This window comes from [Clostridium] saccharolyticum WM1 (assembly GCF_000144625.1).
Lineage (GTDB): Bacteria > Bacillota > Clostridia > Lachnospirales > Lachnospiraceae > Lacrimispora > Lacrimispora saccharolytica.
In genome coordinates, this window is record NC_014376.1 from 329,263 (window position 1) to 353,926 (window position 24,664).

Annotated in this window: 26 protein-coding genes; 17 read left to right on the plus strand and 9 right to left on the minus strand. The window is 45.5% G+C overall.

Annotation, left to right across the window (positions count from 1 at the left end; all coding sequences use genetic code 11):
* Positions 1–227 precede the first annotated feature (227 nt).
* From CLOSA_RS01610 to CLOSA_RS01630, 5 genes are all read left to right on the plus strand, one after another.
* Positions 228–605 (plus strand): LytR/AlgR family response regulator transcription factor, encoded by a 378-nt coding sequence (locus CLOSA_RS01610; RefSeq protein WP_013271042.1) that lies wholly within the window; start codon positions 228–230, stop codon positions 603–605.
* A 228-nt stretch (positions 606–833) separates the two neighbouring features.
* A complete protein-coding gene (locus tag CLOSA_RS01615) occupies positions 834–2,894 on the plus strand; it encodes a DHH family phosphoesterase (protein ID WP_013271044.1) in 2,061 nt (686 codons plus the stop codon).
* Complete coding sequence (gene rplI, locus CLOSA_RS01620) at positions 2,894–3,340, plus strand: 50S ribosomal protein L9 (RefSeq protein WP_013271045.1); 447 nt, start codon at positions 2,894–2,896, stop codon at positions 3,338–3,340. Before CLOSA_RS01615 ends, rplI begins: the two co-directional genes overlap by 1 nt.
* A gap of 11 nt (positions 3,341–3,351) precedes the next feature.
* Positions 3,352–4,686, plus strand: coding sequence for a replicative DNA helicase (gene dnaB, locus CLOSA_RS01625; RefSeq protein WP_013271046.1), 1,335 nt, complete (start codon positions 3,352–3,354; stop codon positions 4,684–4,686).
* Between the two features lie 338 nt (positions 4,687–5,024).
* A complete protein-coding gene (locus CLOSA_RS01630) occupies positions 5,025–5,684 on the plus strand; it encodes a helix-turn-helix domain-containing protein (protein WP_013271047.1) in 660 nt (219 codons plus the stop codon).
* Between the two features lie 102 nt (positions 5,685–5,786).
* Here CLOSA_RS01630 and CLOSA_RS01635 read toward each other — a convergent pair whose 3' ends face one another.
* The 6 genes from CLOSA_RS01635 to pflB form a co-directional block, all read right to left on the minus strand.
* Positions 5,787–6,500, minus strand: coding sequence for a gamma-glutamyl-gamma-aminobutyrate hydrolase family protein (locus CLOSA_RS01635; RefSeq protein ID WP_013271048.1), 714 nt, complete (start codon positions 6,498–6,500; stop codon positions 5,787–5,789).
* A gap of 177 nt (positions 6,501–6,677) precedes the next feature.
* Positions 6,678–6,848: a DUF362 domain-containing protein gene (locus CLOSA_RS01640; RefSeq protein ID WP_013271049.1), complete on the minus strand. Its 171-nt coding sequence runs from the start codon at positions 6,846–6,848 to the stop codon at positions 6,678–6,680.
* An 89-nt stretch (positions 6,849–6,937) separates the two neighbouring features.
* Positions 6,938–7,711: a pyruvate formate-lyase-activating protein gene (pflA, locus tag CLOSA_RS01645; protein WP_013271050.1), complete on the minus strand. Its 774-nt coding sequence runs from the start codon at positions 7,709–7,711 to the stop codon at positions 6,938–6,940.
* Positions 7,712–7,734: 23 nt separating this feature from the next.
* The gene (gene grcA3 / locus CLOSA_RS01650; RefSeq protein ID WP_013271051.1) at positions 7,735–7,980 is read right to left on the minus strand and encodes an autonomous glycyl radical cofactor GrcA3; all 246 of its coding nucleotides are present in this window, start codon (positions 7,978–7,980) and stop codon (positions 7,735–7,737) included.
* A gap of 28 nt (positions 7,981–8,008) precedes the next feature.
* Positions 8,009–8,278, minus strand: coding sequence for a hypothetical protein (locus CLOSA_RS01655; RefSeq protein WP_013271052.1), 270 nt, complete (start codon positions 8,276–8,278; stop codon positions 8,009–8,011).
* A 58-nt stretch (positions 8,279–8,336) separates the two neighbouring features.
* A complete protein-coding gene (gene pflB, locus CLOSA_RS01660; RefSeq protein WP_013271053.1) occupies positions 8,337–10,397 on the minus strand; it encodes a formate C-acetyltransferase in 2,061 nt (686 codons plus the stop codon).
* Between the two features lie 252 nt (positions 10,398–10,649).
* Between pflB and CLOSA_RS01665 the strand changes: the two genes are divergently transcribed.
* The gene (locus tag CLOSA_RS01665; protein ID WP_013271054.1) at positions 10,650–10,850 is read left to right on the plus strand and encodes a DUF1858 domain-containing protein; all 201 of its coding nucleotides are present in this window, start codon (positions 10,650–10,652) and stop codon (positions 10,848–10,850) included.
* A 212-nt stretch (positions 10,851–11,062) separates the two neighbouring features.
* Here the strand turns inward: CLOSA_RS01665 and melA are convergent, their stop codons facing one another.
* Entirely contained in the window at positions 11,063–12,385 is a 1,323-nt protein-coding gene (gene melA / locus CLOSA_RS01675; RefSeq protein WP_013271055.1) for an alpha-glucosidase/alpha-galactosidase, read from the minus strand.
* A gap of 117 nt (positions 12,386–12,502) precedes the next feature.
* Here melA and CLOSA_RS01680 point away from each other — a divergent pair, with 117 nt between their 5' ends.
* The 8 genes from CLOSA_RS01680 (at position 12,503) to CLOSA_RS01715 (ending at position 20,213) form a co-directional block, all read left to right on the plus strand.
* Entirely contained in the window at positions 12,503–13,300 is a 798-nt protein-coding gene (locus CLOSA_RS01680; protein WP_013271056.1) for an AraC family transcriptional regulator, read from the plus strand.
* 379 nt (positions 13,301–13,679) lie between these two features.
* Entirely contained in the window at positions 13,680–14,258 is a 579-nt protein-coding gene (locus CLOSA_RS23540; RefSeq protein WP_334290386.1) for a helix-turn-helix transcriptional regulator, read from the plus strand.
* A gap of 201 nt (positions 14,259–14,459) precedes the next feature.
* On the plus strand, positions 14,460–15,674 hold the full coding sequence (locus CLOSA_RS01690) for a dicarboxylate/amino acid:cation symporter (RefSeq protein WP_013271057.1): 1,215 nt from the start codon (positions 14,460–14,462) through the stop codon (positions 15,672–15,674).
* Between the two features lie 27 nt (positions 15,675–15,701).
* On the plus strand, positions 15,702–16,370 hold the full coding sequence (sdaAB, locus tag CLOSA_RS01695; protein WP_013271058.1) for an L-serine ammonia-lyase, iron-sulfur-dependent subunit beta: 669 nt from the start codon (positions 15,702–15,704) through the stop codon (positions 16,368–16,370).
* Positions 16,371–16,379: 9 nt separating this feature from the next.
* Positions 16,380–17,258 (plus strand): L-serine ammonia-lyase, iron-sulfur-dependent, subunit alpha, encoded by an 879-nt coding sequence (gene sdaAA / locus CLOSA_RS01700; protein WP_013271059.1) that lies wholly within the window; start codon positions 16,380–16,382, stop codon positions 17,256–17,258.
* A gap of 148 nt (positions 17,259–17,406) precedes the next feature.
* Complete coding sequence (locus CLOSA_RS01705; protein WP_013271060.1) at positions 17,407–17,856, plus strand: MarR family winged helix-turn-helix transcriptional regulator; 450 nt, start codon at positions 17,407–17,409, stop codon at positions 17,854–17,856.
* Between the two features lie 8 nt (positions 17,857–17,864).
* Positions 17,865–19,253, plus strand: coding sequence for an MATE family efflux transporter (locus CLOSA_RS01710; protein ID WP_013271061.1), 1,389 nt, complete (start codon positions 17,865–17,867; stop codon positions 19,251–19,253).
* A 69-nt stretch (positions 19,254–19,322) separates the two neighbouring features.
* The gene (locus CLOSA_RS01715) at positions 19,323–20,213 is read left to right on the plus strand and encodes an alpha/beta hydrolase fold domain-containing protein (RefSeq protein ID WP_013271062.1); all 891 of its coding nucleotides are present in this window, start codon (positions 19,323–19,325) and stop codon (positions 20,211–20,213) included.
* Between the two features lie 75 nt (positions 20,214–20,288).
* Here the strand turns inward: CLOSA_RS01715 and CLOSA_RS01720 are convergent, their stop codons facing one another.
* Both CLOSA_RS01720 and CLOSA_RS01725 read right to left on the minus strand, forming a co-directional pair.
* Positions 20,289–21,008 (minus strand): adaptor protein MecA, encoded by a 720-nt coding sequence (locus CLOSA_RS01720; RefSeq protein WP_013271063.1) that lies wholly within the window; start codon positions 21,006–21,008, stop codon positions 20,289–20,291.
* A 392-nt stretch (positions 21,009–21,400) separates the two neighbouring features.
* Positions 21,401–21,880 (minus strand): GNAT family N-acetyltransferase, encoded by a 480-nt coding sequence (locus CLOSA_RS01725; RefSeq protein ID WP_013271064.1) that lies wholly within the window; start codon positions 21,878–21,880, stop codon positions 21,401–21,403.
* Between the two features lie 183 nt (positions 21,881–22,063).
* On the opposite strand from CLOSA_RS01725, the gene CLOSA_RS01730 reads away from it, so the two are divergent.
* The 3 genes from CLOSA_RS01730 (at position 22,064) to CLOSA_RS01740 (ending at position 24,501) form a co-directional block, all read left to right on the plus strand.
* Positions 22,064–23,539 carry a serine/threonine protein kinase gene (locus tag CLOSA_RS01730; RefSeq protein WP_243429445.1) on the plus strand — a complete coding sequence of 492 codons (1,476 nt, stop codon included), beginning with the start codon at positions 22,064–22,066 and terminating at the stop codon, positions 23,537–23,539.
* Between the two features lie 7 nt (positions 23,540–23,546).
* Positions 23,547–24,164: a hypothetical protein gene (locus CLOSA_RS01735; RefSeq protein ID WP_013271066.1), complete on the plus strand. Its 618-nt coding sequence runs from the start codon at positions 23,547–23,549 to the stop codon at positions 24,162–24,164.
* Positions 24,165–24,255: 91 nt separating this feature from the next.
* Positions 24,256–24,501, plus strand: coding sequence for a hypothetical protein (locus CLOSA_RS01740; RefSeq protein ID WP_013271067.1), 246 nt, complete (start codon positions 24,256–24,258; stop codon positions 24,499–24,501).
* The last annotated feature ends 163 nt before the right edge of the window (positions 24,502–24,664 follow it).

Consider the following 24,664-nt stretch of genomic DNA (forward strand, 5'->3'; position numbering starts at 1 on the left):
GGAATAAGATGGATGGAAACAGGATATGAATAAATTTGTTCCTAAGAAAGAAAAACAAATGAAGAAAACTTTTAACCGGAGGTCAGTTAATCTGATGATTATTTTGTAGTTGCGATGAATCGATTAATCATGGTTTATTGATGTCCCCCGTTGAAACAATATGCATTTTTAAGTATAATAGTTTCATTACACTTAATGAAAAAAGTAAAAGGAACCAGGGAGGCATTATGAACATCAGGGTCATAGCAGTGGACAACTCGGAGGAATTATTAATAAAACTGACTCGAATATTAAAGGAAATAGATGGAGTTGAGCTTTGCGGCAGCTTTCATGAAGCCATAACAGCCATGCAATATGTGAGAGAAAATCCTGTTGATTTGGTATTTTCGGATGTAGTCATGCCGGACATCAGCGGAATTACTCTTGCAGCAAAGCTGTATGAGCATCCGGATCCGCCGGAGGTGGTGCTGCTTTCCGGAATACCCGGTTTTTCGCTGGAGGCATGGAAGATCCGGGCCTTTGGTTTTATTATAAAACCCTATACAAAAATGCAGATCGTTAAAATGATTGATCAATATATAATGGAAAAAAACAGAGTGGTTTAATGCAGAGAAAGACAGCTTACGGCAGCATTTACAGCAATAACGATACAGGTTTTTACCAAAAGGGGTTTTTGCGTTTTTTCCGTGCAAAAGCCCTTTAAAATTTGTTTCAAAACTACGGAAAGCCTTGTATTTCCTTAGTTTTTGTATTTTAATGGACGAACCCAGATGACTATGATATAATATTAAGATAGTGAAAAAGAGAACCCTTTTTTCCATAAGGAGAAAGAAATGAAAGAAAAGTTCAAAATAAAGGGACAGCTAAGGATGTATATGCAGTGGCCGCTTTACCTGAGTGCATTGCTGATTGCCGCCAATACGGTGATCGGTGCAGCCAGTACAAAGGCAGGCATCATCATGGCGGCTTTTACACTTCTGTATATTGGCATAGCAGTCTGGCTTTATACTTACAGAAGGAGACTTCTGATGGGCGGCCTTGTGGAATTTTCTGCGGAATATTCCTGGATGCAGAAGCAGCTCCTTACCGATCTGGAATTGCCATATGGAATGGCGGATGAGAACGGAAGAATTCTCTGGGGGAATACGGCGTTTTCAGAAGTTTTGGGGGAAGAAAAGCCTCTGAAGACTTCAAGAAAGAACATTATGGCCTTTTTTCCGGAGATAACCAAGGAGGTGCTAAAGCTAAATGAAGGCACGGCTGTTGTTCATGTGGCACGCAATGGAAGGATGTACCGGATTCGCTTAAAGGCTGTCAAGATGAAGGATTCGCCGGAAGTCATTGTCTCATCCATAGGTGCAGAGGCTGCCGGGCAGATGCTTGTGGCAGTTTATCTTTTTGATGAAACGGAAATCCTCACCTATAAGCAGATGGTGGATGATCAGAAAATGGTGGCCGGTCTTATATATCTTGATAACTATGATGAGGCGCTGGAAAGTGTGGAGGAGGTACGCCGATCTCTGCTAACTGCCCTCATTGACCGTAAAATCACCAAGTACATTACCAACATGAACGGAATCGTTAAGAAGCTGGAAAAGGATAAATATTTTATTGCCATTAAACAGTCCTATATCACAGAGCTTAAGGAGAACCGTTTTTCCATTCTGGAAGAAGTGAAAACCGTCAATATCGGCAATGAGATGGCAGTTACCCTTAGCATTGGTCTAGGTATGAACGGAGAAAGCTATTACCGGAATTACGATTTCGCAAGAATTGCCATTGATATGGCTCTTGGACGGGGCGGTGACCAGGCGGTGATCAAGGATGGAGAACGGATCCAGTATTTCGGAGGCAAGGCCCAGCAGGTAGAAAAGACCACCCGTGTAAAGGCCCGTGTAAAGGCTCACGCCCTCAGGGAACTGATGGAAACGAAGGACCGGCTGATGATCATGGGACACCGTTTAACGGATATTGATGCCTTTGGTGCAGCAGTTGGAATTTACCGTATTGCAACGGCTATGGATAAAAAGGCACATATTATTATTAATGAGGTGACGACCTCGGTCCGCCCTATGCTGGACCGTTTTGTGGGAAATCCGGATTACCCGGATGATTTATTCCTGACCGGAGCCAAGGCGGCGGAGCTGGCAGATGCCAACACCCTTTTGGTGGTGGTAGATGTAAACCGTCCCAGCATTACCGATGCACCGGAGCTTTTGCGTCTTATAAAGACGATTGTGGTTCTGGATCATCACAGACAAAGCAGTGAGATCATTGATAATGCGGTTCTTTCATATGTAGAGCCCTATGCCTCATCCTCCTGCGAGATGGTAGCAGAGGTACTGCAATACATTGCAGATGGAATTAAGATCAAGTCGCCGGAAGCGGATGCCCTGTATGCGGGAATCGTTATTGATACCAATAATTTTACCAATCAGACAGGTGTCAGGACCTTTGAAGCGGCTGCCTTTCTGAGAAGAAACGGAGCAGATGTGGTCCGGGTACGGAAGATGTTCCGGGATAACCTGGATGACTACAAAGCAAAAGCGGAAGCCATTCGGGATGCGGAGATTTTTGAGGGCTGCTTTGCCATCAGCGTATGTTCCTCAGAAGGAATCGGAAGCCCTACGGTCATAGGTGCCCAGGCAGCCAATGAGCTGCTTGACATAGCCGGGATCAAGGCATCCATTGTAATAACAGATTACAATCATACCGTTTATATTAGTGCCCGCTCCATTGATGAAGTAAATGTACAGGTTATGATGGAAAAGCTGGGAGGCGGCGGGCACCGTACCATAGCAGGTGCACAGCTGGCAGAGGTCAGCATTGAAGAAGCCAAAATCCGCGTAAAAGCGGTTATTAAAGAGATGTTAGAGAAGGGAGACATATCATAATGGAAGTTGTGTTATTAGAAGACGTAAAGGCATTAGGCAAGAAGGGACAGATCGTTAAGGTAAACGATGGATATGCAAGAAATTTCATTCTCCCGAAAAAACTTGGGATTGAGGCAACCGCTAAAAATTTAAATGATTTAAAGCTTCAAAAGGCCAATGAAGCCAGGCTTGCGGAAGAACAGCTGGAGGCTGCTAAGGCGCTGGGGGCCCAGCTTTCAGAAGGATCTGTCACACTCTCCATGCGTGCGGGAGAGGGCGGAAGAGCCTTTGGTTCGGTATCTGGAAAGGAGATCTCCATTGCCATTAAGAACCAGTTGGGATATGATATTGATAAAAAGAAGCTGATTCTTTCAGAACCCCTTAAGACCTTTGGTTCCCATGAGGTTCCGGTGAAGCTTCATAAGGATGTAACTGCGAAAATAATTGTTAAGGTAGTAGAAAGCTAGGAGGCACGGATATGGATGATGCCCTGATCAAACGGGTACTCCCTCACAGCATTGAGGCAGAGCAATCCGTCATCGGTTCCATGCTGATGGACCGGGATGCAATCATCACGGCTTCCGAGATCGTTACAGCAGGAGATTTTTACCAGCACCAGTATGGCATCATGTTTGAGGCTATGCTGGAGCTTTTTAATGAGAATTTACCGGTGGATCTGGTTACTCTTCAGAACCGGTTAAAGGAAAAGGATGTCCCTCCGGAGGTTTCCAGCCTGGAATTTGTCAGGGATATTATCACTACAGTACCGACATCCGCCAATATAAAATCTTATGCTAATATTGTACGGAACAAGGCGGTTCTAAGACGGCTTATTAAGGCTAATGAAGAAATAGCCAATACCTGTTACGCAGGAAAAGAACCGTTGGAAACCATTCTGGCTGTTACGGAAAAGACAATATTTGATTTGCTTCAGAACCGAAACTCCGGAGATTTCGTCCCCATCCGCCAGGTTGCCATGAACGTTCTGGAGAAGATTGAAGAGGCCTCCAAAAACCAGGGAACCGTGACAGGAATTCCTACAGGCTTTATTGACCTGGATTATAAGACCTCTGGTTTGCAGCCTTCCGATTTTATTCTTATTGCTGCCCGGCCTTCCATGGGAAAGACAGCTTTCGTACTGAATCTGGTAGACCATATTGCAGTAAAAAAAGGTTTGCCCGCCATGGTATTCAGCCTTGAGATGTCAAAGGAACAGCTGGTAAACCGTATGCTGGCCATGGAATCCAATGTGGATTCCCAGAAACTCAGAACCGGAACCTTATCCGATTCCGACTGGGATGCTGTGGTAGAGGGAATCGGAGTTATTGGAAACTCTAAGCTTATAATCGACGATACTCCAGGAATTTCCATCGGAGAGCTGCGTTCCAAATGCCGTAAGATGAAGCTGGAATACGGTCTTAGCGTAGTCATTATCGACTACCTTCAGTTGATGAGCGGAAGCGGAAAAAGCGGCGATAACCGCCAGCAGGAGATTTCAGAGATTTCCAGATCCTTAAAAGGTCTTGCAAGAGAACTGAACGCTCCTGTAATTGCCTTATCCCAGTTAAGCCGCGCCTGCGAAACAAGACAAGACCACCGCCCTATGCTTTCCGATTTACGAGAATCCGGAGCGATTGAGCAGGATGCTGACGTAGTTATGTTCTTGTATCGTGATGATTATTATAATAAGGATACAGATATGCCGAATATTGCGGAAGTTATTATTGCTAAACAGAGAAATGGCCCTATCGGAACAGTAAATCTGGTCTGGAGGCCAGAGTATACGAAGTTTGCAAACATGGCCAAGCAATGAGCAGAATAGAAACAGAGGGCCCCCTTGCCCGGGAAAAACAAATTCATTTGCTTATCCCGGGCAAGGGGGCCCTCTGTTTCTATGGGGCGAATGCCCCCCATCTGGGAGAATGGATTCTTTGCGTATCCATTCTCCCAGATGGCCCAGCGTACCAGAAAAAAGCAAACCAATCAAGAGTATGCCCCACCTCCCATCCTCCATTTCTTTTCCCCATTAAAAAAATTTCTCAATTCCCTTCAAAAATTTTCCAATTCCCATTCATAATCCCTTCGAATCCAGCATATGATATAAATAGTAAGGTTATGAAAACTTAACGAACCAAAGGAGAGGATATAGCTATGGCTGAGATACATTACTTAATATCGGATGCATCGAGGAAGGTCGATGTGGAGTCTCATGTCCTTAGATACTGGGAGGACGAGCTGGAGTTGAAAATTCCCAGAAATGAGATGGGGCACCGGTATTACACTGAAGCACACATCCGTTTGTTCAAGCAGATCAAAGACTTAAAGGAAAAGGGATATCAGTTAAAAGCCATTAAGACTGCGCTTGATAAGGTGATTGAGGACGGCAGGGATCCTGTCATACCAGATGAATTATTAGAGGGACAGGTAGCTCAGGAATTAAAGGACAGTGCAATATCTGGTACAGAGGACGGGGCAGGCCTGGAGGTACATAACACGGCACCGATTTCCATTGCACAGGAAAAGATGGAGCAGTTTCAGGAGATCATGAACCATATCATTGGACGTGCCTTAGAAGTGAATAATGAGCAGTTAAGCCAGGATGTAAGCAGTCTGGTCAATGACAAGGTCATTAAGGAAATGGAATATTTAATGAATTTAAAAGAAGAAAAGGAAGAGGAGCGGTTTAAGCAGTTGGACGAGCTTATGCGTTCGTATCAAAAAGATAACAAAGGGCGTGCGGAAGCGGCTGCTTCCAGAATCCCGTTTTTTAACCGTAAAAAGAAGTTTGGGCGAAATGGAAAAAAGTTATAGAACCACACTACTTTCAGATAATCAGGGCTGTCAAGCAGGCTCAGGCAAGGAAATCCGCAGTTGCCGCTGGAAGTGGGAGCTGCGGATTTTTTATCAAACAAGTCACTCTTTACAAGCATTTACAAACGTCTGAAACAGTCGAAACGCTTCTTCATTCTTTTCCCACAAATATTCCGGATGCCATTGGACCCCGATGAAAAAGGGATAGCCTGGCATTTCCACGGCCTCAATCAAGTGATCCGGAGAATAAGCAGATGCAATCAGTCCCTCAGCCACATCCTTGACTGCCTGATGATGCATGCTGTTGACCTTTATCGAGGAGCTCCCTGATATCTGGGCAAGAAGGCTGCCCTTTGTTAAAGAGACCGTATGGCATGGCATGTCGTAATGAAAGGGCTGGGTATGGGCAAGAGGAAATTCCCGTGTCACCTGGGAGGGGATATCCTGCCAGATGTTTCCTCCTAAAGCGATATTTAAAACCTGGATCCCCCGGCAGATTCCAAGTACAGGCTTCTTAAGTTCCATGATCATAGGAAGCAGGGTGATCTCCATCTGATCCCTGGCAGGAGATACATTGCCGCAGTGTGCCTGTGTTTCTTCTCCAAAAAGAAAGGGGTGAACATCGGGACCGCCTGTGAACAAAAACCCATCCAGATCCTGGGAAAGCTGCTTTAAATCTTCTTCTGAGGCATCTAAGGGCATTACGACCGGGATTGCTCCCGCTGCTTTTAATGCCCGTACGTAAGTAGGACGTGTCTTAATATCCCCGTTCTCCGTATCATGGGCGGGGGTCAGGCCAATCAGTGGTTTTTTCATATTAGAAATGTCCTTTCCTGGTTAAAGGTTGAAAGAAGCCTATCCTTCCACCTTTAGGTTACGAATCAACGGGATATGCCTGCATATCCGTTTGATTTATTCGTATGCAGGTATAGAGAACGTGATGATAGAACAAAATGCCTCTTCCTTAGGGAAGAGGCATTTATGTATCCATAATTATGCTTCAGAAATAGCTCCTGTTGGACAGACACCTTCGCAAGCACCACAATCGATACAGGTATCAGCATCAATAACAAACTGAGAATCACCCTGGCTAATAGCGCTTACTGGGCACTCAGCTTCACAGCTTCCGCAGCTAACGCAAGCGTCACTAATAACACGTGCCATGACAAATTACCTCCTTATAATTTATAGATTTTTCTATATTTTATACTATTAATAGGAAATATTCAAGTAGTAAATGATACAATTCTTGTTTAAAATTGGGAGCAATACCGGTCGGGAACTCCTGTGCGGACATCCCTGATTCCGCTTAAGATGATCTTCTTGGCAGCGATAGCTCCTTCTTTTGACATTGGAGGAGTATCCTTTAAGGGATAGTCCATGCCAAGGCTTTCATATTTCACCTTTCCCATGTCGTGATAGGGCAGGACATCCAGGGCCTTTACATTCTTAAGCTCTCCGATAAAGCGCCCAAGCCTGTATAAATCAGGGGTCTGGTCTGTGATCTGGGGCACCACCACATGGCGGATCCATACCGGGATTTCTTTCTGGCTTAAATACCGGGCAAAGTCCAGAATGTTTTCATTGGACTGACCGGTTAGGACTTTATGCTTTGGGTCATCCATATGCTTGATGTCCAGCATGACAAGATCCGTATGTTCCAGAAGCCGGTCTATTTTATTCAGATAATCCGGACCATTCCTGTGGAACATGACGCCTGAAGTATCCAGACAGGTATGGATGTCTTTCTTTTTTGCAGCTTCAAAAAGCTCGGTCACAAAATCAAGCTGCATAAGGGGTTCCCCACCGGTGGCCGTTATGCCGCCGCCCCGGTAGAAATTCCGGGACGACTCAAACTGCTTTAACAGTTCCTCCGCAGTCATTGGCGTGCCTCCTGCCATTTTCCAGGTGTCTGGATTGTGGCAGTACTGGCAGCGCATGGGGCAGCCCTGCAAAAAAATCACCATACGTACGCCTGGCCCGTCAACAGTGCCGAAGCTTTCAATGGAATGGATATATCCTGTCATATAGATCGCCTTCTTTGCTGTTATTACATATTGTTATGGAATGTACGGGATATTACTTCATCCTGCTGTTCCTTTGTCAATTTGATAAAATTCACCGCATATCCGGATACCCGTACGGTAAGCTGGGGGTAATTCTCCGGATGCTTCTGGGCATCTATTAGAGTATCGCGGGTGAATACATTGACATTTAGGTGGTGTCCGCCTTCCTCCACATAGCCATCCAATAAATTTACAAGGTTATTGATTTGGGATTCGCTGATATTTGCCATAATATAAACCTCCTTTTGTGCTTAAGTGCTAAAAAGTGTCTTCCATAAACAGCCGGTTGCTTTCCGGATCTTCCTCTTCCGTGTCCATTGCCTCAAACAGGGTGGGGACTCTGCAGGCAGAATTTCCGTCTGAGCAATCCGTGGAATTCATGGTGGTTACTGATTTTGCCATTGTTTTATCCGTACTTACAATACCGTCTTCCGATACCCGGATGTTCATGTGACCCCCGTTACCGGCCATAAACTGATCCAGCATGGATACGATATCCTCAATTTGCTTTTCCTTTGGGTCTGCCATAACAGCCACTCCTTATTAAAATACCGCCGGATGATGCGGTCATGATTGGGTAGTTCTTTTAAACCTGATCTTCGTTAAGAGCCAGCTCTAAATCCACCTCTAAGTCTCCTGTAAAGATCTGGTCTTCTTTTCCTAAGGCACCTGGAACGATGGAGAAGGTATTGGAGATACCATCCTGGGCATCCCTGAAAGGAAGCTTTGCCACCGAAGCCAGGGAAGCAACCGCACCATGGGTGTCCCGGTGATGCATGGGGTTTGCACCTGGTGCAAATGCTTCTCCTTTTTTACGTCCGTCAGGAGTTGCTCCCGTATTTTTACCATAAACCACATTGGAGGTAATTGTCAAGATGGAGGTGGTAGGGATTCCTCCGCGGTAGGTGTGGTTCCCTTTTACATAATTCATGAAGGTGTGAACCAGTTCATTTGCAATCTGGTCTACCCGGTCATCATTATTGCCGTATTTTGGGAAATCCCCCTCCACGATGTAATCGGTCACGATTCCGTTTTCATCCCGAACGGTTTTTACCTTGGCATACTTGATGGCTGATAAAGAATCGGCAACTACGGATAGTCCTGCGATTCCGGTGGCGAACCAGCGGATCACCTTTTTATCGTGAAGTGCCATCTGAATGCGCTCATAGCTGTATTTGTCATGCATATAGTGGATAATGTTCAATGTGTTTACATAAACCCTTGCAAGCCACTTCATCATGTCCTTATAGGCGTCCATCACTTCCTCATAATTCAGGTATTCAGAGGTGATGGGGCGGTATTTGGGGCCTACCTGCTTTTTGGTGACCTCGTCAATGCCACCGTTAATGGCGTATAACAGACATTTTGCCAGATTGGCCCTTGCGCCAAAGAACTGCATTTCCTTTCCCACCCTCATGGAAGATACGCAGCAGGCGATGGCATAATCATCTCCGTGGGTTACTCTCATTAAGTCATCGTTTTCATATTGAATGGAAGAAGACTCAATGGAGGTTTTGGCGCAGAATCGTTTAAAGTTTGCCGGCAGCTTTGTGGACCAGAGAACAGTCAGGTTTGGTTCCGGAGCAGTTCCCAGGTTTTTAAGGGTATGAAGGTAGCGGAAGGAGGTTTTTGTCACCAGATGGCGTCCGTCAATACCAACTCCTCCGATGGATTCTGTCACCCAGGTAGGATCGCCGGAGAACAGCTCATTGTATTCTGGTGTGCGGGCGAATTTGACCAGGCGGAGCTTCATGATAAAGTGGTCCACGAACTCCTGGATGTCTTCCTCAGTAAAGGTCCCTTCCTCTAAATCTCTTTGTGCGTAAACATCTATGAAGGTGGAGGTGCGGCCCAGGGACATGGCAGCTCCGTTCTGCTCCTTAACCGCGGCAAGATAGGCGAAATACATCCACTGGATGGCTTCCTTTGCATTGGCAGCCGGTTTGGAAAGATCAAAGCCATAGAGGCTTCCCAGTTTTTTCAGTTCCTTAAGGGCACGGATCTGTTCAGAAAGCTCCTCCCTTTCCCGGATTACATCAGAGTACATGATGGTGCGGGTGGTTGCCTTCTGCTCCTCCTTGTCCTCAATCAGGCGGTCGATGCCGTAAAGGGCCACTCGGCGGTAATCTCCGATGATTCGTCCACGGCCATAAGCGTCGGGAAGGCCTGTGATGATGTGGTTGGAACGGCAGTCCCGCATTTCCTGGGTATAAGCGTCAAAAACACCGGCATTGTGTGTCTTTCTGTGAATCGTAAAAAATTCCCTGACTTCAGGATCAATGGTGTAGCCATTATCCGCACAGGCTTTTTCCGCCATGCGGATGCCGCCGTAAGGCTGCAAGGAACGCTTAAATGGCTTATCGGTCTGAAAACCTACAATAGTCTCTTTGTCTTTATTTAAATATCCCGGGCCGTGGGATACGATGGTGGAAATGATCTTTGTATCCATATCCAGCACGCCTCCGGCTTCCCGTTCCTGTCGGGATAAGTCCATGACCTGCGCCCAAAGTTCGTTTGTCGCTGTGGTCGGCCCGGCCAGGAAAGAATCATCGCCGTCATAAGGAGTGTAATTTTTCTGTATAAAGTCCCTGACGTTGATTTCCCGTTCCCAAACACCGCCCGTGAAAGCTCTCCATTCTGTTCTCATAGTATTGTACCTCCGTAATATCTTCATGTATAAGCGTGAATTATAAATGAGTGCCGGCAAAGATTATAATTCCTACAATCTTTGTATGAATACATTATATATGAATACTGTATACAATGTCAAGATGCATTCATGAGAAAAATTCATTTATAAGACGCCGGAACGAAAAAAAGGAATTTAGTTCTTGCTAATCACATGGAAAAGTATTATATTAGAAAGACAGTAAGTACAATTTTTAAGGAGGAACACAAGATGCAGATCCAGAAGGATATGTTAATAGGCGCACTGCTTGAGATGGACGAGAACATTGCACCTATGTTAATGCGCGCAGGTATGCATTGCCTCGGCTGCCCGGCATCTCAGGGTGAGTCCCTGGAGGAAGCCTGCCAGGTTCATGGAATAGACTGTGATGTTCTGGTTTCCCAGATTAACGAAGTGTTGGCAGACAGATAGAATATGTTACAGGAGGCAGTCCTTAAGGACCAGCCTCCTGTTTTTTTGGGGGCAACGAGCCGGGCGGACATGGCTGCAGGTTCCTCTGCGACTGCAGCGATAGCCATAAGAAATCGGGGAGCGGGTTTCTTATGGCTGCCGCTTATCCTCTCTGTAATGCATGGGGCTGACGCCGAATTCCTGCTTGAAGATTTTTGAAAAGGTTAGATCAATTAACGGTACATTTTCATGTAATCGCCGTGGGCTTCTATGAGTTCGTCCACCATGGAACGGATATCCTTTAAACTAAGCTCGGCAGCAGTATGTGGATCCAGCATGGCAGCCTGGTATATGGTTTTTCTGTCTCTGGTATGGGCTGCTTCTATGGTGAGAAGCTGGGGATTGATGTTGGTCATATTCATGGCTGCCAGCTGGGTAGGGATACGGCCTACATGGCAGGGGGTGATCCCGCTTCCATCAACAAGACAGGGGACTTCCACACAGGCATCGGCAGGAAGATTATGGATCAGACCTTGGTTTAATACACTTGCGCCGATCTTGTATGGCTTGTTGGTCAGGATGGCTTCCATAATGTAGGAGGCGTATTCACGGGAGCGGGTATGGGTGATCTCCCCATGATTTAATATAGAGTTTTTTTCCGCTTCCCATTCGTTGATCTGCTTGATGCAGCGTCTGGGATACTCATCCAGAGGGATCTGGAATTCATCGATCATATCCGGATATCCGGATTTTATAAACAATGGATTGTATTCCGCATTATGTTCACTGGATTCCGTACAATAATAGCCCAAATGGCTGATGTACTCCAAACGGACCATATCTTTATGCTTTTCCATCTGATTTTTCTCAAGGGCCTTCTGGCGGATCATAGGGTAGAGGTCATTACCCGCCTTGTCATGAAGCTTTAAGAGCCAGGCCATATGGTTGATTCCTGCAATCAGCTCGGTCCTACCCTCCAGCTTATCCTCCATGTCAAGCTCCTTTAATAGAGTTTCTGAGCATACCTGAACGCTGTGGCATAAGCCAATGGTTTTAATGGACGTATAGCGCTGCATGTAGCCGGTTAAGATTGCCATGGGATTGGTATAATTTAAGAAATATGCATCAGGACAAACTTCTTCCATGTCTCTGGCAAAATCCTCCATAACAGGAATGGTCCTTAATCCCCTCATGATGCCGCCGATCCCAAGGGTATCCGCGATGGTCTGCCTTAAGCCATACTTTTTAGGGATCTCAAAGTCAATGATGGTACAGGGATCATATCCGCCTACCTGGATGGCGTTCACGACAAAGGTGGCGCCGGACAGTGCCTTTTTCCGGTTTTCCACTCCCAGATAAGTTTTTATGTCAGCCCGCCCCTGATTCACATTTTTGTTGATTGCATTAAGAATCAGCTCTGAATCAGCAAGCCGGACCGGGTCAATGTCGTATAGGGCGATCTGAGCATCAGAAAGTACCGGTGTGCACATGCAGTCGCCCAGTACATTTCTGGCAAATATCGTGCTTCCAGCGCCCATAAAAGTTATTTTTACCATGTTTCTTCCTCCTTGTTTTCCTTGTCTGTCTTATGAGGATATTGTATAATTGCAGCAGGAAAAAAGATAGGATGTTTGTTTCATGAATTTGTCGTTTTGTTGTATGGAGGGAGTATTATGAATCAATCGGCAAGAGGATTGACCATTTATTACTGCGGCCGTGAGCAGTGTGCATCCGGGCATTTTTTCGGACCTGCAATCCGGAAACATTATCTGATGCATGTGGTACTTGGGGGGAAAGGCCTCTACCGGGCAGGGGGCATGGAATATGCGTTAAAGGAAGGAGATGCATTTTTAATAAAGCCCCAGGAGGTTACTTATTATCAGGCGGATAAGGACGAGCCATGGGAATATGCCTGGGCGGCTTTTGCCGGCACGGAAGCAGAGCGGCTTTTATCCGATTACCGCCAGGATGAAAACGGGTATGTATACCATTTTTCTCACGGAGAGGAATGGCGTACTTCTATCGTTCAGCTGGCAGATGCCTTCCAGAGGGGGGGACACAATATGGATGAAATGGCGGGATACCTTTATCTATTGTTTTCCCGGTTTCCCATGCAGGACAGGGAAGGGGGAGAATACGAAAAAAGCTATTTGTCCCGTGCAGAGGGGTATATCCGCCATAATTACAGTTACCCCATTCAGATCGGAGATGTTGCAAACTATGTGGGCATTGACCGGACCTATTTGTACAGGCTTTTTATGAAATACAAAAGCATCTCCCCCAAGCAGTATCTGACGGCCTACCGGATCATGGAGGCAAAGCGTTTGCTGGAGGAAACAGGGCTGAGTATCACGGAAGCCGGTTTATCCTGCGGTTTTCATGATGCTTCGGTATTCTGCAAAAGTTTTCTAAAGACCGAGGGGGAATCCCCTCTCCAGTATCGGAAAAAGATACGGAAAGAGATTCGGTAAATATAACAAAATACCATGTACCTACCGGGACAATTATCAGGTCCTGAATCCGGTCAATGCCGGTTGGCTCAGGCTGAGGCTCCAGGGCTTTTGTGAGGATATTAAACAGGAATAAGAAAAATAGTCCGGTCAGGCATTGACTGGACTATTTTAATGTAATAAATTACATTATCTTTCAGGAACCTTTCATTTTTATTGAAAAAAATTTTACAGCATGTTATAATTCCTAAAAATAATGCATTATTCCTCAAAAACTGAGCATAGGGGATGATTAAATGAAGGATTATAATGTGCACTTAACACTGATTGACAGAATTATCTTGGATTCCTATAAGATCATGATGGAAGGGCTGGCGGATTACCTGGGGGAGGCTATGAGATGGTACTTCACAGTCTGGAAGATACGGAACATTCCGTCATTAAGATCATTAACGGACACCACACAGGACGTACGGAAGGAATGCCGATTACGGACCTGGCTCTTCAGATGCTGGAAGAAATTGAAAAAGATGGTGAAAAGAGCTACATTTCCTATTTTACCAAGAACAAAAAAGAAGAGCCATTAAAATCCTCCACCATTGTGGTACGGGGGGAGGAACGAAGGATCATCGGACTTTTATGTATCAATTTTTATTTGAATACAGGTTTTGCCCAGATCCTGAACAGCTATATTCCTCAAATATCCACTCATTCCCTGGTTAAAACTGAAACTTTTGCAAATAATCTGGATGAACTGATTTTCGGCAAAGTCCAAGAGGTTCGGAATGCGGTAATGGAAGATGACGGGATACTTCCGTCTCTTAAAAATAAGGAAATTATTAATTCCCTGCACCAACAGGGGGTTTTTACCCTGAAAGATGCGGTGGTAAAGGTAGCTGATTATCTGGGGATTTCTAAAAATACCGTATATATGCACATTCGGAATGCGGGAGTAAATACAGAAAAGAAGAATGAATAAACATTAATACAGTAGAACTTGTTGGCTAAGAAAAATCCTGCAGCTTTTTGTGCAATATTACAAAGAAACTGCGGGATTTTTGTTTGACTATTAGAAAAATATAATGACATTGCATTCTGTATTACTTTATGATAAAATAAATTACATCAAATAAATTATTTAGATAAAATTTATTTCATTCAACGAAAGGAAGGTATTGATATGGAGGAAAGTAAAAAGAGTAAGAAAGGACTGGGATTGGTACCAAGACTGATTATTGCAATTATCATTGGTATTTTGATTGGAAAGTACTGTCCCAGCTTTGTAACTTCAATATTGATTACCGCATCGGATTTGTTTAAACAGTTTTTAATGTTTATCATCCCTCTTATGGTCGTAGCTTTTGTTACCATGGGAATTGCGGACTTATCTCAGGGAGCCGGAAAGCTGCTGGCATTTACCGCAGCGGTTTCCTATGCATCCACACTTTTGGCAGGAAGTGCTGCTTATGCAGTTGCCAGTACGTTCTTTCCGTCTTTTGTAAATGAAGAGGTAGTTGCAAAGGTTGCATCTGCAAGTGATAAGGCCATCAGCGGATATTTTTCTCTGACCATCACACCGCTCCTTGAAACGACTGCAGCGGTTGCGCTGGCCTTTGTTCTGGGCGTATGCATCAGCACCATGCGGGGCAAAGAGATCGGAGATGCCCTGTACAATGTGATCAAAGAGTTTGCCGAAATTATTACAAAGGTGCTGGGACGTGTGATTATTCCGCTTCTTCCTTTGTATATCTGCGGAACGTTTGCCAAGATGACCTATCAGGGTACTACTTTTGCGATTATGTCCGTGCTTTGGAAGGTATTTCTGATTGTTATACTGCTTCATTTAATCTATCTGCTTGCTGCTTTTGGTCTTGCAGGTATATTGACCAAACGGAATCCAGTCACCATGCTGAAGAACCAGGTGCCCGGCTACTTAACTGCAATCGGCACCCAGTCTTCCGCAGCTACCATTCCGGTTAATATCAAATGTGCGGAAAGCAATGGCATTTCAGAAGAAATCCGTAATTTCGTTATTCCGCTGTGCGCGAACATTCATATGGCCGGTTCTATGATCACCATTACCTGCTGTGTGACTGCAACCCTTCTTATTTACGGTATGTCTCATGGCTTCCTTACCCTGTTTCCGTTTATCTGTGTATTGGGAATCGCCCTGGTTGCGTCTCCGGGAGCTCCGGGTGGCTCCATCTTTACGGCGACTCCTTTCTTCCCGATTGTAGGGATACCGGCAGTAGGAGATATTGCCAGCCTTCTTCAGGCAATGTATATAGCCCAGGACAGCTTTGGAACCGCTTGCAACGTATCGGGAGATAATGCCATCAGTGCACTGGTTGATATGTACTACCACAAATATATTAAAAAGGACAATCTAGGTTAAGGTGACTGGGAAAGGAGAAGACCGTCTATGCCGTCTATCAGTATTTTTGATGTAATCGGTCCCAATATGGTGGGGCCATCCAGTTCCCATACCGCGGGTGCTGTGGCAATAGCTCTTCTGGTTAAAAAAATGTTCAACGGGCCGATCAAAAAGGTAGAATTTGTATTGTATGGCTCTTTTGCAAAAACCTATAAAGGTCATGGTACCGACCGGGCGCTTCTTGGCGGCATCCTGGGTTTTGAGACTTATGACTTAAGAATAAAAAATTCCTTTCAGCTGGCGGATGAATGCGGACTGATGTATTCCTTCTGCGTGGATGAAAAAGAAACAGAGGTACATCCAAATACGGTCGAGATCCATGTGACTGGAGAAAATGCTGGTACCATGTCGGTCCGCGGCGTTTCATTAGGTGGCGGTAAAGTGAAAATCATCAGGATCAACGGCATTGATGTAGACTTTACGGGAGAATATTCCACACTGGTCATCCGCCACTTGGACTATCCGGGCATGGTAGCCTATATTGCCACCAGTTTAAGTGAGCGAAATGTCAATATCGCGTTCATGCGTTTGTTCCGGGAACGGAAAGGGGCGACCGCTTACTCAGTGGTAGAATCTGATGAGGAGATTCCCCAGGAATTGCTGGAAAAGCTGCGGGAACATCCGAAAGTAGAAGATGTTATGCTTATTCAGGTCTAGGAGGCTTTTATGGATTTTATATCAGGAAATGAATTGCTGAAATTATGTGAGGAAAATCAATGCCGGATCTCAGAAGTGATGAGGGAACGTGAAGCCAGTGAGTTCGGCGCCAGTTCCCAAGAGACCATCAGCCGGATGAAGGAAGCTTACCGGATTATGAAAGAATCCTGCCATAAGCCTTTAGATGAACCTGTGGTATCCATTGGCGGACTGATCGGGGGTGAATCTGCAAAGGTACGGGACAGAAGGAGATCAGGAAAATCCATATGCGGAAGCATGCTGTCCAAGGCGATTACCTATTCGCTGGCTGTTTTGGAGGTGAATGCTTCCATGGGACTGATTGTGGCGGCGCCTACGGCCGGAAGCTCCGGAGTGCTGCCCGGGCTGCTCCTTGCCCTGGAAGAAGAATTTTCCCTGGGTAGTGACCAGATCATAGATGGTCTTTTTACGGCAAGTGCGGTTGGTTATCTGTTTATGAGGAATGCTACCGTTGCCGGAGCGCAGGCCGGATGTCAGGCAGAAGTCGGTGCTGCTTCCGCAATGGCAGCGGCAGCTGCGACGGAAATTATGGGCGGAACGCCGCAGCAGTGCATGGACGCAGCTTCTTCTGCCTTGGTAAATCTTTTAGGTCTGGTCTGCGACCCGGTAGCCGGCCTGGTGGAATATCCCTGCCAGAACCGCAATGTTTTAGGTGCTGCCAATGCACTGGTATGTGCAGAAATGGCATTATCAGGAGTCAAACAGTTTATACCCTTTGACCAGATGCTGGACACCATGATGGCGGTGGGGCGGTCTATTCCGTTTGAATTAAGGGAAACTTCCCTTGGCGGCTGTGCGATTACTGAAGCTGCCTGCGGAAGGGCCTGTGAGATATTTCAATCAAAGTAAATTAATTGTGAAAGGCAGCGCCGGTTTATGGAAACCGGTGCTGCTTTTCATTGTTTGAAAAAAATAGTTGCGAGTGCAACCATTTTGTGATATGCTGATTATCACCCGAAAAAGTGTAATTCGACCATACGGCTTGGAGGTAAAACGCATGAACGAGCACAGGGAAATCGGGAAGTATATCTCGATTCTCCAAAGACTGAACAATATGTACTTTGCAAATCAATTATCCTTTTATCAGATAGGCTGTGGACAACAGTTTTTTTTATTGCAGATTTATAAAAATCCGGGCATGAGCCTTCATGAGCTGGCTTCTTTTGGCCATTACGATAAAGCGACTGCCACCAGGGCGGTGAAGAAGCTGGAAGAAGAGGGGTATGTTCTGACTGAGATGGCAAAAGAGGACAAGCGCCTTCGAAGAATTTACGTTACGGATAAGGCGGCGGCTGTTGTGGAGAAGACATTGGAGAGTGTGGCTGAATGGGCGGATATTATATTGAAGGGATTTACCAAGGAGGAACGTGATGCAGCGGAGCAAATGCTCATCCGCATGGCATACAATGCCAGCCATCACATTATGGAACAGAAAGGAAAGGAATAGAACCTTATATGGAACAAAACAAGATGAAACAGGGGGAGAATCCCCTGGGATATAAGCCAGTGGGACATTTGCTGCTGCAGTTTGCACTTCCGGCAATTATCGCCATGCTGGTAAATTCGATTTACAACATTGTTGACCAGATTTTTATCGGACAGGGGATCGGATATCTGGGAAATGCGGCTACCACCATTGCATTCCCCATCGTCACCATCATTTTGGCCATATCCACCCTGCTGGGAGCCGGCGGAAGCGCCTATGCGGCCATTAAGCTGGGGGAAAAGAATGAGAAGGAGGCGGACAAGACCCTTGGAACCGTATTCGCGGTGACCCTGGCAGCCAGTGTTGTGGTTATGGCAGTGGCTTTTCCGCTTATGACCCCCATGTTAAAGGTCTTTGGAGCCACGGAAAATACCATGGGATATGCCAGGCAGTACACTTCCGTCATACTGATGGGCACTCCCTTTAACATGCTTTCTGTGGTCTTAAGCAATATGGCCAGAACCGACGGGAATCCGTCCTTATCCATGTACGCCATTTTGGTGGGTGCTGTTTTAAATACCATTCTTGATCCTGTTTATATCTTTGTATTTCACTGGGGTGTGACCGGGGCAGCCATTGCCACCATCACCTCTCAGATCATTTCCGCAGTGGTGCTGGTGCATTATTTTATATTTAAAGGAAAACATATGCGCCTTCATAGAAAAGGATTATCCATTGATGGGAAGATCTGCCGTTTGGCACTGCCACTTGGAATATCCAGCGGTATCACCCAGGTAGCTTCTACTATATTACAGGTTGTCATGAACAATTCTCTGGTGTACTATGGAAACCAGACTGATATTGGCGGCGATGTGGCCTTAAGTGCCATGGGCGTTGTAAATAAAATAGGTATGATCCTTATTTCCATCTGCATTGGGATCGGTATTGGATCTCAGCCCATACTAGGGTTTAACAAGGGGGCAAACCAGCCAAAACGTATGAGAAGGACATTTCTTTTGGCGGCCGGGGCGGCAACAGCAGTTTCAATTACAGGCTGGCTTGCCTGTCAGATATTCCCGGGACAGATTCTTAGTTTATTTGGGACTAAGGATGTATTGTTTACCCAGTTTGCCATCCGCTGTTTAAAGATTTATATGCTGGGAATCTTTTCTGCAGGCTTCCAGGTTGTGACCACCAGCTATTTCCAGTCCACGGGACAGCCCCTAAAGGCTTCCGTTTTGTCCATGCTGCGCCAGCTATTGTTATTGATTCCTCTGATTCTTACTCTTCCTTTGACCTTTGGTCTGGAAGGAATCCTGTATGCAGGGCCTGCGGCGGATATCACCTCAATGATCATTGTCAGCCAGTTTGTATTGTATGAAATGAGAAAATTAAACCGTTTTTGCAAAGATACATAATTTGAATGATACAGCAGGGCTAAGGCCAGGCTGTATCCTGTAAATACAGGGAAAGGAGAAATGGAAACCATGAGCATGAAAACGGAGATGGCAAGGATTTTCGCCGGACTTAATAAATCGGACAGAAAAATGGCTCTTGAACTGGAGCACCCCGCCAGGGGAACAGCAGCTTTGGACCAGGAACGATTTACAAAAAGGGTGCGTGTGAAAGCCTGGAACGTGGATGGCTTTCCTGCTTTCACCATCAATGGAAGCTATACGAAGGCGGCCCATGTCCTTATGCTTCCGGGCGGGGCCTATACCCTGGAGCCGTCAGGACGTTACAGAGAAATGGCGGAGCATTTTGCCATAGAGAAACAGGTGAGGGTGACCATACCTCTATGTCCTCTGGCTCCGGAATATACGGCCTTAGATGCCCACCGTTATCTGGTAAGGGTTTACAGCTTTCTTGCTGCAGAGTATCCGGAGGATGAGTTTTTCTTGTTTGGGGACTTTTCCGGCGGCGGCCTGGCTCTGTCATTATTACAAGAGCTGCGGGACACGGGGAACCTGCCTATGCCGGTGAGAACTGCCGTAGTTTCACCTTGGCTAGATATCGCTCTCAGCAATCCAAAAATAAAGATCGTGAAAAAATCAGACCCGATCCTTCCCGTGGAAGCGCTGAAAGAGGCCGGCGTTCGTTACCGGGGGCCTCTGGAGCCGGATCATCCCTTTGTTTCTCCCCTCTATGGGAATTGGGATCATCTGGGACAGATCCTGGTATTTTCCGGGACAGAAGAGATCCTTACGCCGGATTGTGAGCTTTTGGCGGAGATGGCAGGGAAGCTGCAGGGAACGGAAATCATATACAGAAAAGGGGCCAGAATGATCCATGACTGGATATTGATCCCCTGTAAAGAAACCGATGCCACTTTGGATTTGATTTTTGCATTTTTTTTAGAAGAAGCTTTGGGATTTTAAAATGAGGTTCGGTCCTGTTTCAGGGCCGAACCTCATTTTTAATTTGTGATGAAGTACTATGAACAAAGGAACGGATTAAAGTTTTGCAAGAGATTGAAGGGCATGGCCTTCAATCAGCACCTCGTAATGTTCCTTGTAGTACGCTTCAGAGGCGTAGTCCTGATGAATCTTGGAACCATACTCTGCAAGCAGGTTGCAGACACGGCTGAAATCCAGAGACTTATCAGGGGTGTTTCTGATCACCAGATAATACTGTCTGGTATCAGGTTTTTTATACAATGTATTCTCGCCATCGTAAACCTGTCCGATGGTCCTTGCAGCATCAGATATCTGATCCAGGCTTTGAAAACTATAAATTCGTATCGAGGAAGCACCCGATGGTTCTTTTGGCTGCTCTGCCTCCGGTTCTTCTTTTTTGTCAATTCCTAACAAGTTTAATAGTCCGTCGGCGCCTTCCAAAAGTTCGCTTGCCAGATCTCCTGGCATGGAATCCAAGTCCTCGTCGGCTGCTGGAGAAAATTTAGCAAACCTTGTATCTAATTCTTCCGGGTCCTCGATTTTTGTGATCACCAGCATGACGCTTTCATTGGACAACGGAATTGCTTCTACCATGAGAGGAATGTCTTCTGCTTCGAATCCCACTTCGTTAGAGGCTTTTTGAATCATCTCGCGGAACAGGTTGCGGGCTTTTTCACTGCCATAGGCAAGCTCGCCTAAATTTAAGTTTCGGACGCTTAAATCAAAGCTGGTAAGCGTACAGCGAATTTGATTTTCATTAATACGTTCTATCTTCATAGGATCACTTCCTGTTCTTTTTAAAATGGTGAATGAATGTTTACATACTTCCTCAACATAACTATACTATATAATATAGCGAAAAAGCAATTACTATGTGAAAAAATTTATATATTTTTAAGGATTGTATGCTAAAAACCGGGAATCCTATTTGATTATTGGATTTTCCGGTTTTTTTATTGGACAGGATGGGAAACTGCACCTGTTTCTTGTAATCTCTTTTAAGTCTTTCTGTATAATCTGGAAAAACGTACTAAAAACTTAATTCGATTCGTGAATATATAACTGATTCATATTGTTATAAGGCAAGAATAAAACCTTTAAGTTATGAGTACGATGGAACCATAAAGAAAACCAGAAACTTCTCATTTGTCTTCAGATGTCAGGGAGAATCAGCGTAGAATATATTTCATTGGAGTAAACCGTATTCCATTTAAAAGCTGCTCGGTATCGGTATCCACAAATCCTAGTTTATGATATACCTCGACCGCATAAGGCGATGAATGAACGGTTATTTCCTGGTGAATGCCCGCAGCTGCGTAAAAGGATGTTACAGTATGGAACAATTCCCGTCCGATACCTCGCCGATGATGTTCTTTATTCACAAATAAAAGCGAAATATGGCAGGGCTGTCTGGCAGCGATCACCCCCACAATGGCATCCCCGGAAAAGCATCCCCAGAAAAACATTTCATTTCTGGAGATTTTTTGTTTTATCGTTTCAAAATCTAAAAACTTCCGAAATTCCTCAATGCCTTCATCCGGATAATCCGGGGCTTCAAATTCTTCAAAAATTTTCCAAACCAAGTCCAAAGCTCCATATTTTTTTATGGAGTCAATGTTCAACCGGGCAATACGATAATTCTCATTCATCTTCCTACCGCCTCACAAATAGGTATTTTATTTCTGATTTTTATTATAGCAGGTAAACACCATTCAGGAAAGAAGAGGATGAGTAAAATCGTTCTGATGGGTGTATGGCTTTTGGCTTTATTTTTTTATTTTTAAAAAATGGTTGAAAAAACAGGAGGAATATATTAGAATATACCCCAAGAGATGATATTGGACAGACAAAAGGAGGTGGTTTTTGTTAGCGCCGTTCTGTTTGGAAAATATCAGCTATACGGCATCTTGGGAACCGGCCGGGCAGGAACAGTTTTTCTGGCGGTTCATCTTGGGCTTGAGGAATACCGGGCGATCAAGCGGGTACCCAAAAGCTTTCTGAAATTTGAAGATCTAAGGCGTGAAGCACTGGTTCTTAAGGAACTGCGCCATCCTGGAATTCCCATTATTTATGACGTAGAAGAAGACGAATCTTATAGTTATCTGATCGAAGAGTATCTGGAAGGAGAATCATTATATGACCTTGTAAAAAGACAGGGCCATCTATCGCGGGAACTGGCCATTTCATATGGAGTTCAGTTGACCAGCATCATCAGTTACCTGCATCTCGCAGGACCAAACCCCATATTACATTTAGATTTACAGCCGAAAAACCTGTTATTGTGCCATGACACCATAAAATTGATTGACTTTGGCCTTGCCGCGTCCTTGGGTGATGCAAATATGCCCAAAGAGCGGTACGGAACCGTGGGATGTGCGGCGCCGGAGCAGTATTCAAAGGATGGAGCACTGGATGAGAGAACAGATATTTATGCCATTGGTACTATCATTCATTATCTATTTACAGGAGTATTTCCAAAGCTGCCTTATAAACCGGCTGCATCCATGGATGCCGATCTGGCAGCCGTTATAAAACGGTGCATAAAATTGGAAAAGGAAGAACGGTTTTCATCAGCACAGGAGCTGGGGGAAAGGCTCAGACAGCTTGAGCGCATGGGAACGGCTGCAAAGGAACGTCTACAATCATCATCTCTTATCATTGCTCTTGCAGGGAGCAAATCAGGGGCCGGAACGACTCATATAGGGATCGGCCTGTCTGTCTATCTTAGAAATCATGGATATCCCAATTTATTTGAAGAAAAAAATGATTCCGGCATGAGTGCCGGGCTTGGTGGCGTATGGTCAGCGAAACGGGACCAGTATGGCCTGATGAGGTACCGGGGCTTTCTTTGGAAACCTTATTACGGACCGGGAGTGAAGCTGAGAGAGCCGCCTTTTCAAATTCGCATCCTGGATTATGGAAAAAATATTAACCTGGCTCTGACGGGAGGCTCCCACAGGGTGATACTGGTATGCGACGGCAGCGACTGGGGCAGAAACAGCACCTTTTTGTCTGCGGAGCAGGTGGTGAAGGGCCGTATATCCTACGGGATCATTTACAACCACGCAGCTGGTAAAACCAGGATAACTCTGCCTGACGGGGCGGTCCCTTCTAAGTGCTTAAAGGCTCCATATTATCCGGATCCTTTTGAGCCGGGAGCAGAAGCGGAAGGTTTTTATAAGGCTCTTCTGGAAGAAGTTTTAGAAATTAAAATCAGAAGAAGAGGGATAAGCGGACTGAAAAGCTGGATCATAGAGCGGCTGACCGGAATGATCCCGGGCAAAGGCCGTACCCCAGGGAAAAGGTAAATGCTTCATGAATGGAACAATTATAAAGGTATGGAAGCTTTTGCACACCGGTAAAAGACCGGTGAGCCAGGAGGTCATAGGGATCATCGGAACCGGCAGAGGCGTGGGAGTGACCCATTTTACGGTTTTGACGGCAGGATATCTGGGCGGAGTTTTAAGAAAAAAATGTGCAGTTCTGGAATGGAACAGCCGCGAAGATTTTAAGAACATGAGAAAGATGTGCGGGAAGGAAAAGGCACAGGCCGGATATTTTCAGATACTGGAAGCAGATTATTATGAACGGGCGGGGATTGATACCCTGTTATTGTGTAAAAAGTCCGGATACCAGGCAGTGATTGTGGATTACGGAACTGTAAAGGAAGGAAATCTGGATGAATTTCTAAGATGTGACAGGCAGTTTGTTCTCGGCAGCCTAAGCGAGTGGCAGATGGAAGCGTTTCTGGAGTTTGAGGGAAAGGGGAAAAAAGCGGAAAAAGGCTGGAAGACGCTCGTGTCATTTGGCAGCGAGGAAGCCAGAAAAAGTGCGGAAAAGAGGCTTAAAATACCCATCTTCCGAATTCCGGTTTCAGTAGACGTTTTTGCTGTCACCAGTGAGATCATAGGCTTTTACCAACAGTTTTTTTAAGGCCGGGGGGAGAGATTGTGTCACGGCAATACCCTTGTGGTCTTCTCCCGGGCTGATCAGGCACGAATGAAATTATACGGGGGAGATGCGGATGAAAACAGAGGATGCCAGAGAAAGGAACGAGCGCACAAAAGAAGGTGATTATCTGGCAGGGCTTAAAAAATACCGGGATCAGGGAATCGCCATTCTGATAGACGGAGAAGAGCTGCCGGAAAAAGACTGGAACAAAATATTTGAAGTGAGGGAGGATGATAGCTTTTATATGGCCGATTATATTCCTGATAAAAAGACCGGAAAGCTGCAGGAAATAAGATTTGACCGGGTGTATAACCGATAAATGTCAGAATGTTCCAAAGGGGACGCGGCCGGATGCCATCTTCAGCCGAAAGCTTGCCATAGGAGCGCGTCAGGGAGGGATCAGGGGATTTGGAACGTAATGAAAATGTAAATTTCAAAAATGCAGAATTGTGATATAATGAGCGAAAGAGAAAAATGCGCCT

Excerpts from the sequence above, each read along its gene's own strand:
- CLOSA_RS01715 (WP_013271062.1), top strand. The coding sequence starts at position 19,323 with ATGAGCATGAAAACGGAGATGGCAAGGATTTTCGCCGGACTTAATAAA.
- CLOSA_RS01725 (WP_013271064.1), bottom strand. The coding sequence starts at position 21,880 with ATGAATGAGAATTATCGTATTGCCCGGTTGAACATTGACTCCATAAAA.
- CLOSA_RS01740 (WP_013271067.1), top strand. The coding sequence starts at position 24,256 with ATGAAAACAGAGGATGCCAGAGAAAGGAACGAGCGCACAAAAGAAGGT.
- CLOSA_RS01690 (WP_013271057.1), top strand. The coding sequence starts at position 14,460 with ATGGAGGAAAGTAAAAAGAGTAAGAAAGGACTGGGATTGGTACCAAGA.
- CLOSA_RS01655 (WP_013271052.1), bottom strand. The coding sequence starts at position 8,278 with ATGGCAGACCCAAAGGAAAAGCAAATTGAGGATATCGTATCCATGCTG.
- CLOSA_RS01680 (WP_013271056.1), top strand. The coding sequence starts at position 12,503 with ATGAATCAATCGGCAAGAGGATTGACCATTTATTACTGCGGCCGTGAG.
- CLOSA_RS23540 (WP_334290386.1), top strand. The coding sequence starts at position 13,680 with ATGGTACTTCACAGTCTGGAAGATACGGAACATTCCGTCATTAAGATC.
- CLOSA_RS01640 (WP_013271049.1), bottom strand. The coding sequence starts at position 6,848 with ATGGCACGTGTTATTAGTGACGCTTGCGTTAGCTGCGGAAGCTGTGAA.
- CLOSA_RS01615 (WP_013271044.1), top strand. The coding sequence starts at position 834 with ATGAAAGAAAAGTTCAAAATAAAGGGACAGCTAAGGATGTATATGCAG.
- CLOSA_RS01710 (WP_013271061.1), top strand. The coding sequence starts at position 17,865 with ATGGAACAAAACAAGATGAAACAGGGGGAGAATCCCCTGGGATATAAG.
- melA (WP_013271055.1), bottom strand. The coding sequence starts at position 12,385 with ATGGTAAAAATAACTTTTATGGGCGCTGGAAGCACGATATTTGCCAGA.
- sdaAA (WP_013271059.1), top strand. The coding sequence starts at position 16,380 with ATGGATTTTATATCAGGAAATGAATTGCTGAAATTATGTGAGGAAAAT.
- CLOSA_RS01735 (WP_013271066.1), top strand. The coding sequence starts at position 23,547 with ATGAATGGAACAATTATAAAGGTATGGAAGCTTTTGCACACCGGTAAA.
- rplI (WP_013271045.1), top strand. The coding sequence starts at position 2,894 with ATGGAAGTTGTGTTATTAGAAGACGTAAAGGCATTAGGCAAGAAGGGA.
- CLOSA_RS01720 (WP_013271063.1), bottom strand. The coding sequence starts at position 21,008 with ATGAAGATAGAACGTATTAATGAAAATCAAATTCGCTGTACGCTTACC.
- CLOSA_RS01610 (WP_013271042.1), top strand. The coding sequence starts at position 228 with ATGAACATCAGGGTCATAGCAGTGGACAACTCGGAGGAATTATTAATA.
- CLOSA_RS01730 (WP_243429445.1), top strand. The coding sequence starts at position 22,064 with ATGATATTGGACAGACAAAAGGAGGTGGTTTTTGTTAGCGCCGTTCTG.
- pflB (WP_013271053.1), bottom strand. The coding sequence starts at position 10,397 with ATGAGAACAGAATGGAGAGCTTTCACGGGCGGTGTTTGGGAACGGGAA.
- pflA (WP_013271050.1), bottom strand. The coding sequence starts at position 7,711 with ATGACAGGATATATCCATTCCATTGAAAGCTTCGGCACTGTTGACGGG.
- grcA3 (WP_013271051.1), bottom strand. The coding sequence starts at position 7,980 with ATGGCAAATATCAGCGAATCCCAAATCAATAACCTTGTAAATTTATTG.
- CLOSA_RS01705 (WP_013271060.1), top strand. The coding sequence starts at position 17,407 with ATGAACGAGCACAGGGAAATCGGGAAGTATATCTCGATTCTCCAAAGA.
- CLOSA_RS01635 (WP_013271048.1), bottom strand. The coding sequence starts at position 6,500 with ATGAAAAAACCACTGATTGGCCTGACCCCCGCCCATGATACGGAGAAC.
- dnaB (WP_013271046.1), top strand. The coding sequence starts at position 3,352 with ATGGATGATGCCCTGATCAAACGGGTACTCCCTCACAGCATTGAGGCA.
- CLOSA_RS01665 (WP_013271054.1), top strand. The coding sequence starts at position 10,650 with ATGCAGATCCAGAAGGATATGTTAATAGGCGCACTGCTTGAGATGGAC.
- sdaAB (WP_013271058.1), top strand. The coding sequence starts at position 15,702 with ATGCCGTCTATCAGTATTTTTGATGTAATCGGTCCCAATATGGTGGGG.
- CLOSA_RS01630 (WP_013271047.1), top strand. The coding sequence starts at position 5,025 with ATGGCTGAGATACATTACTTAATATCGGATGCATCGAGGAAGGTCGAT.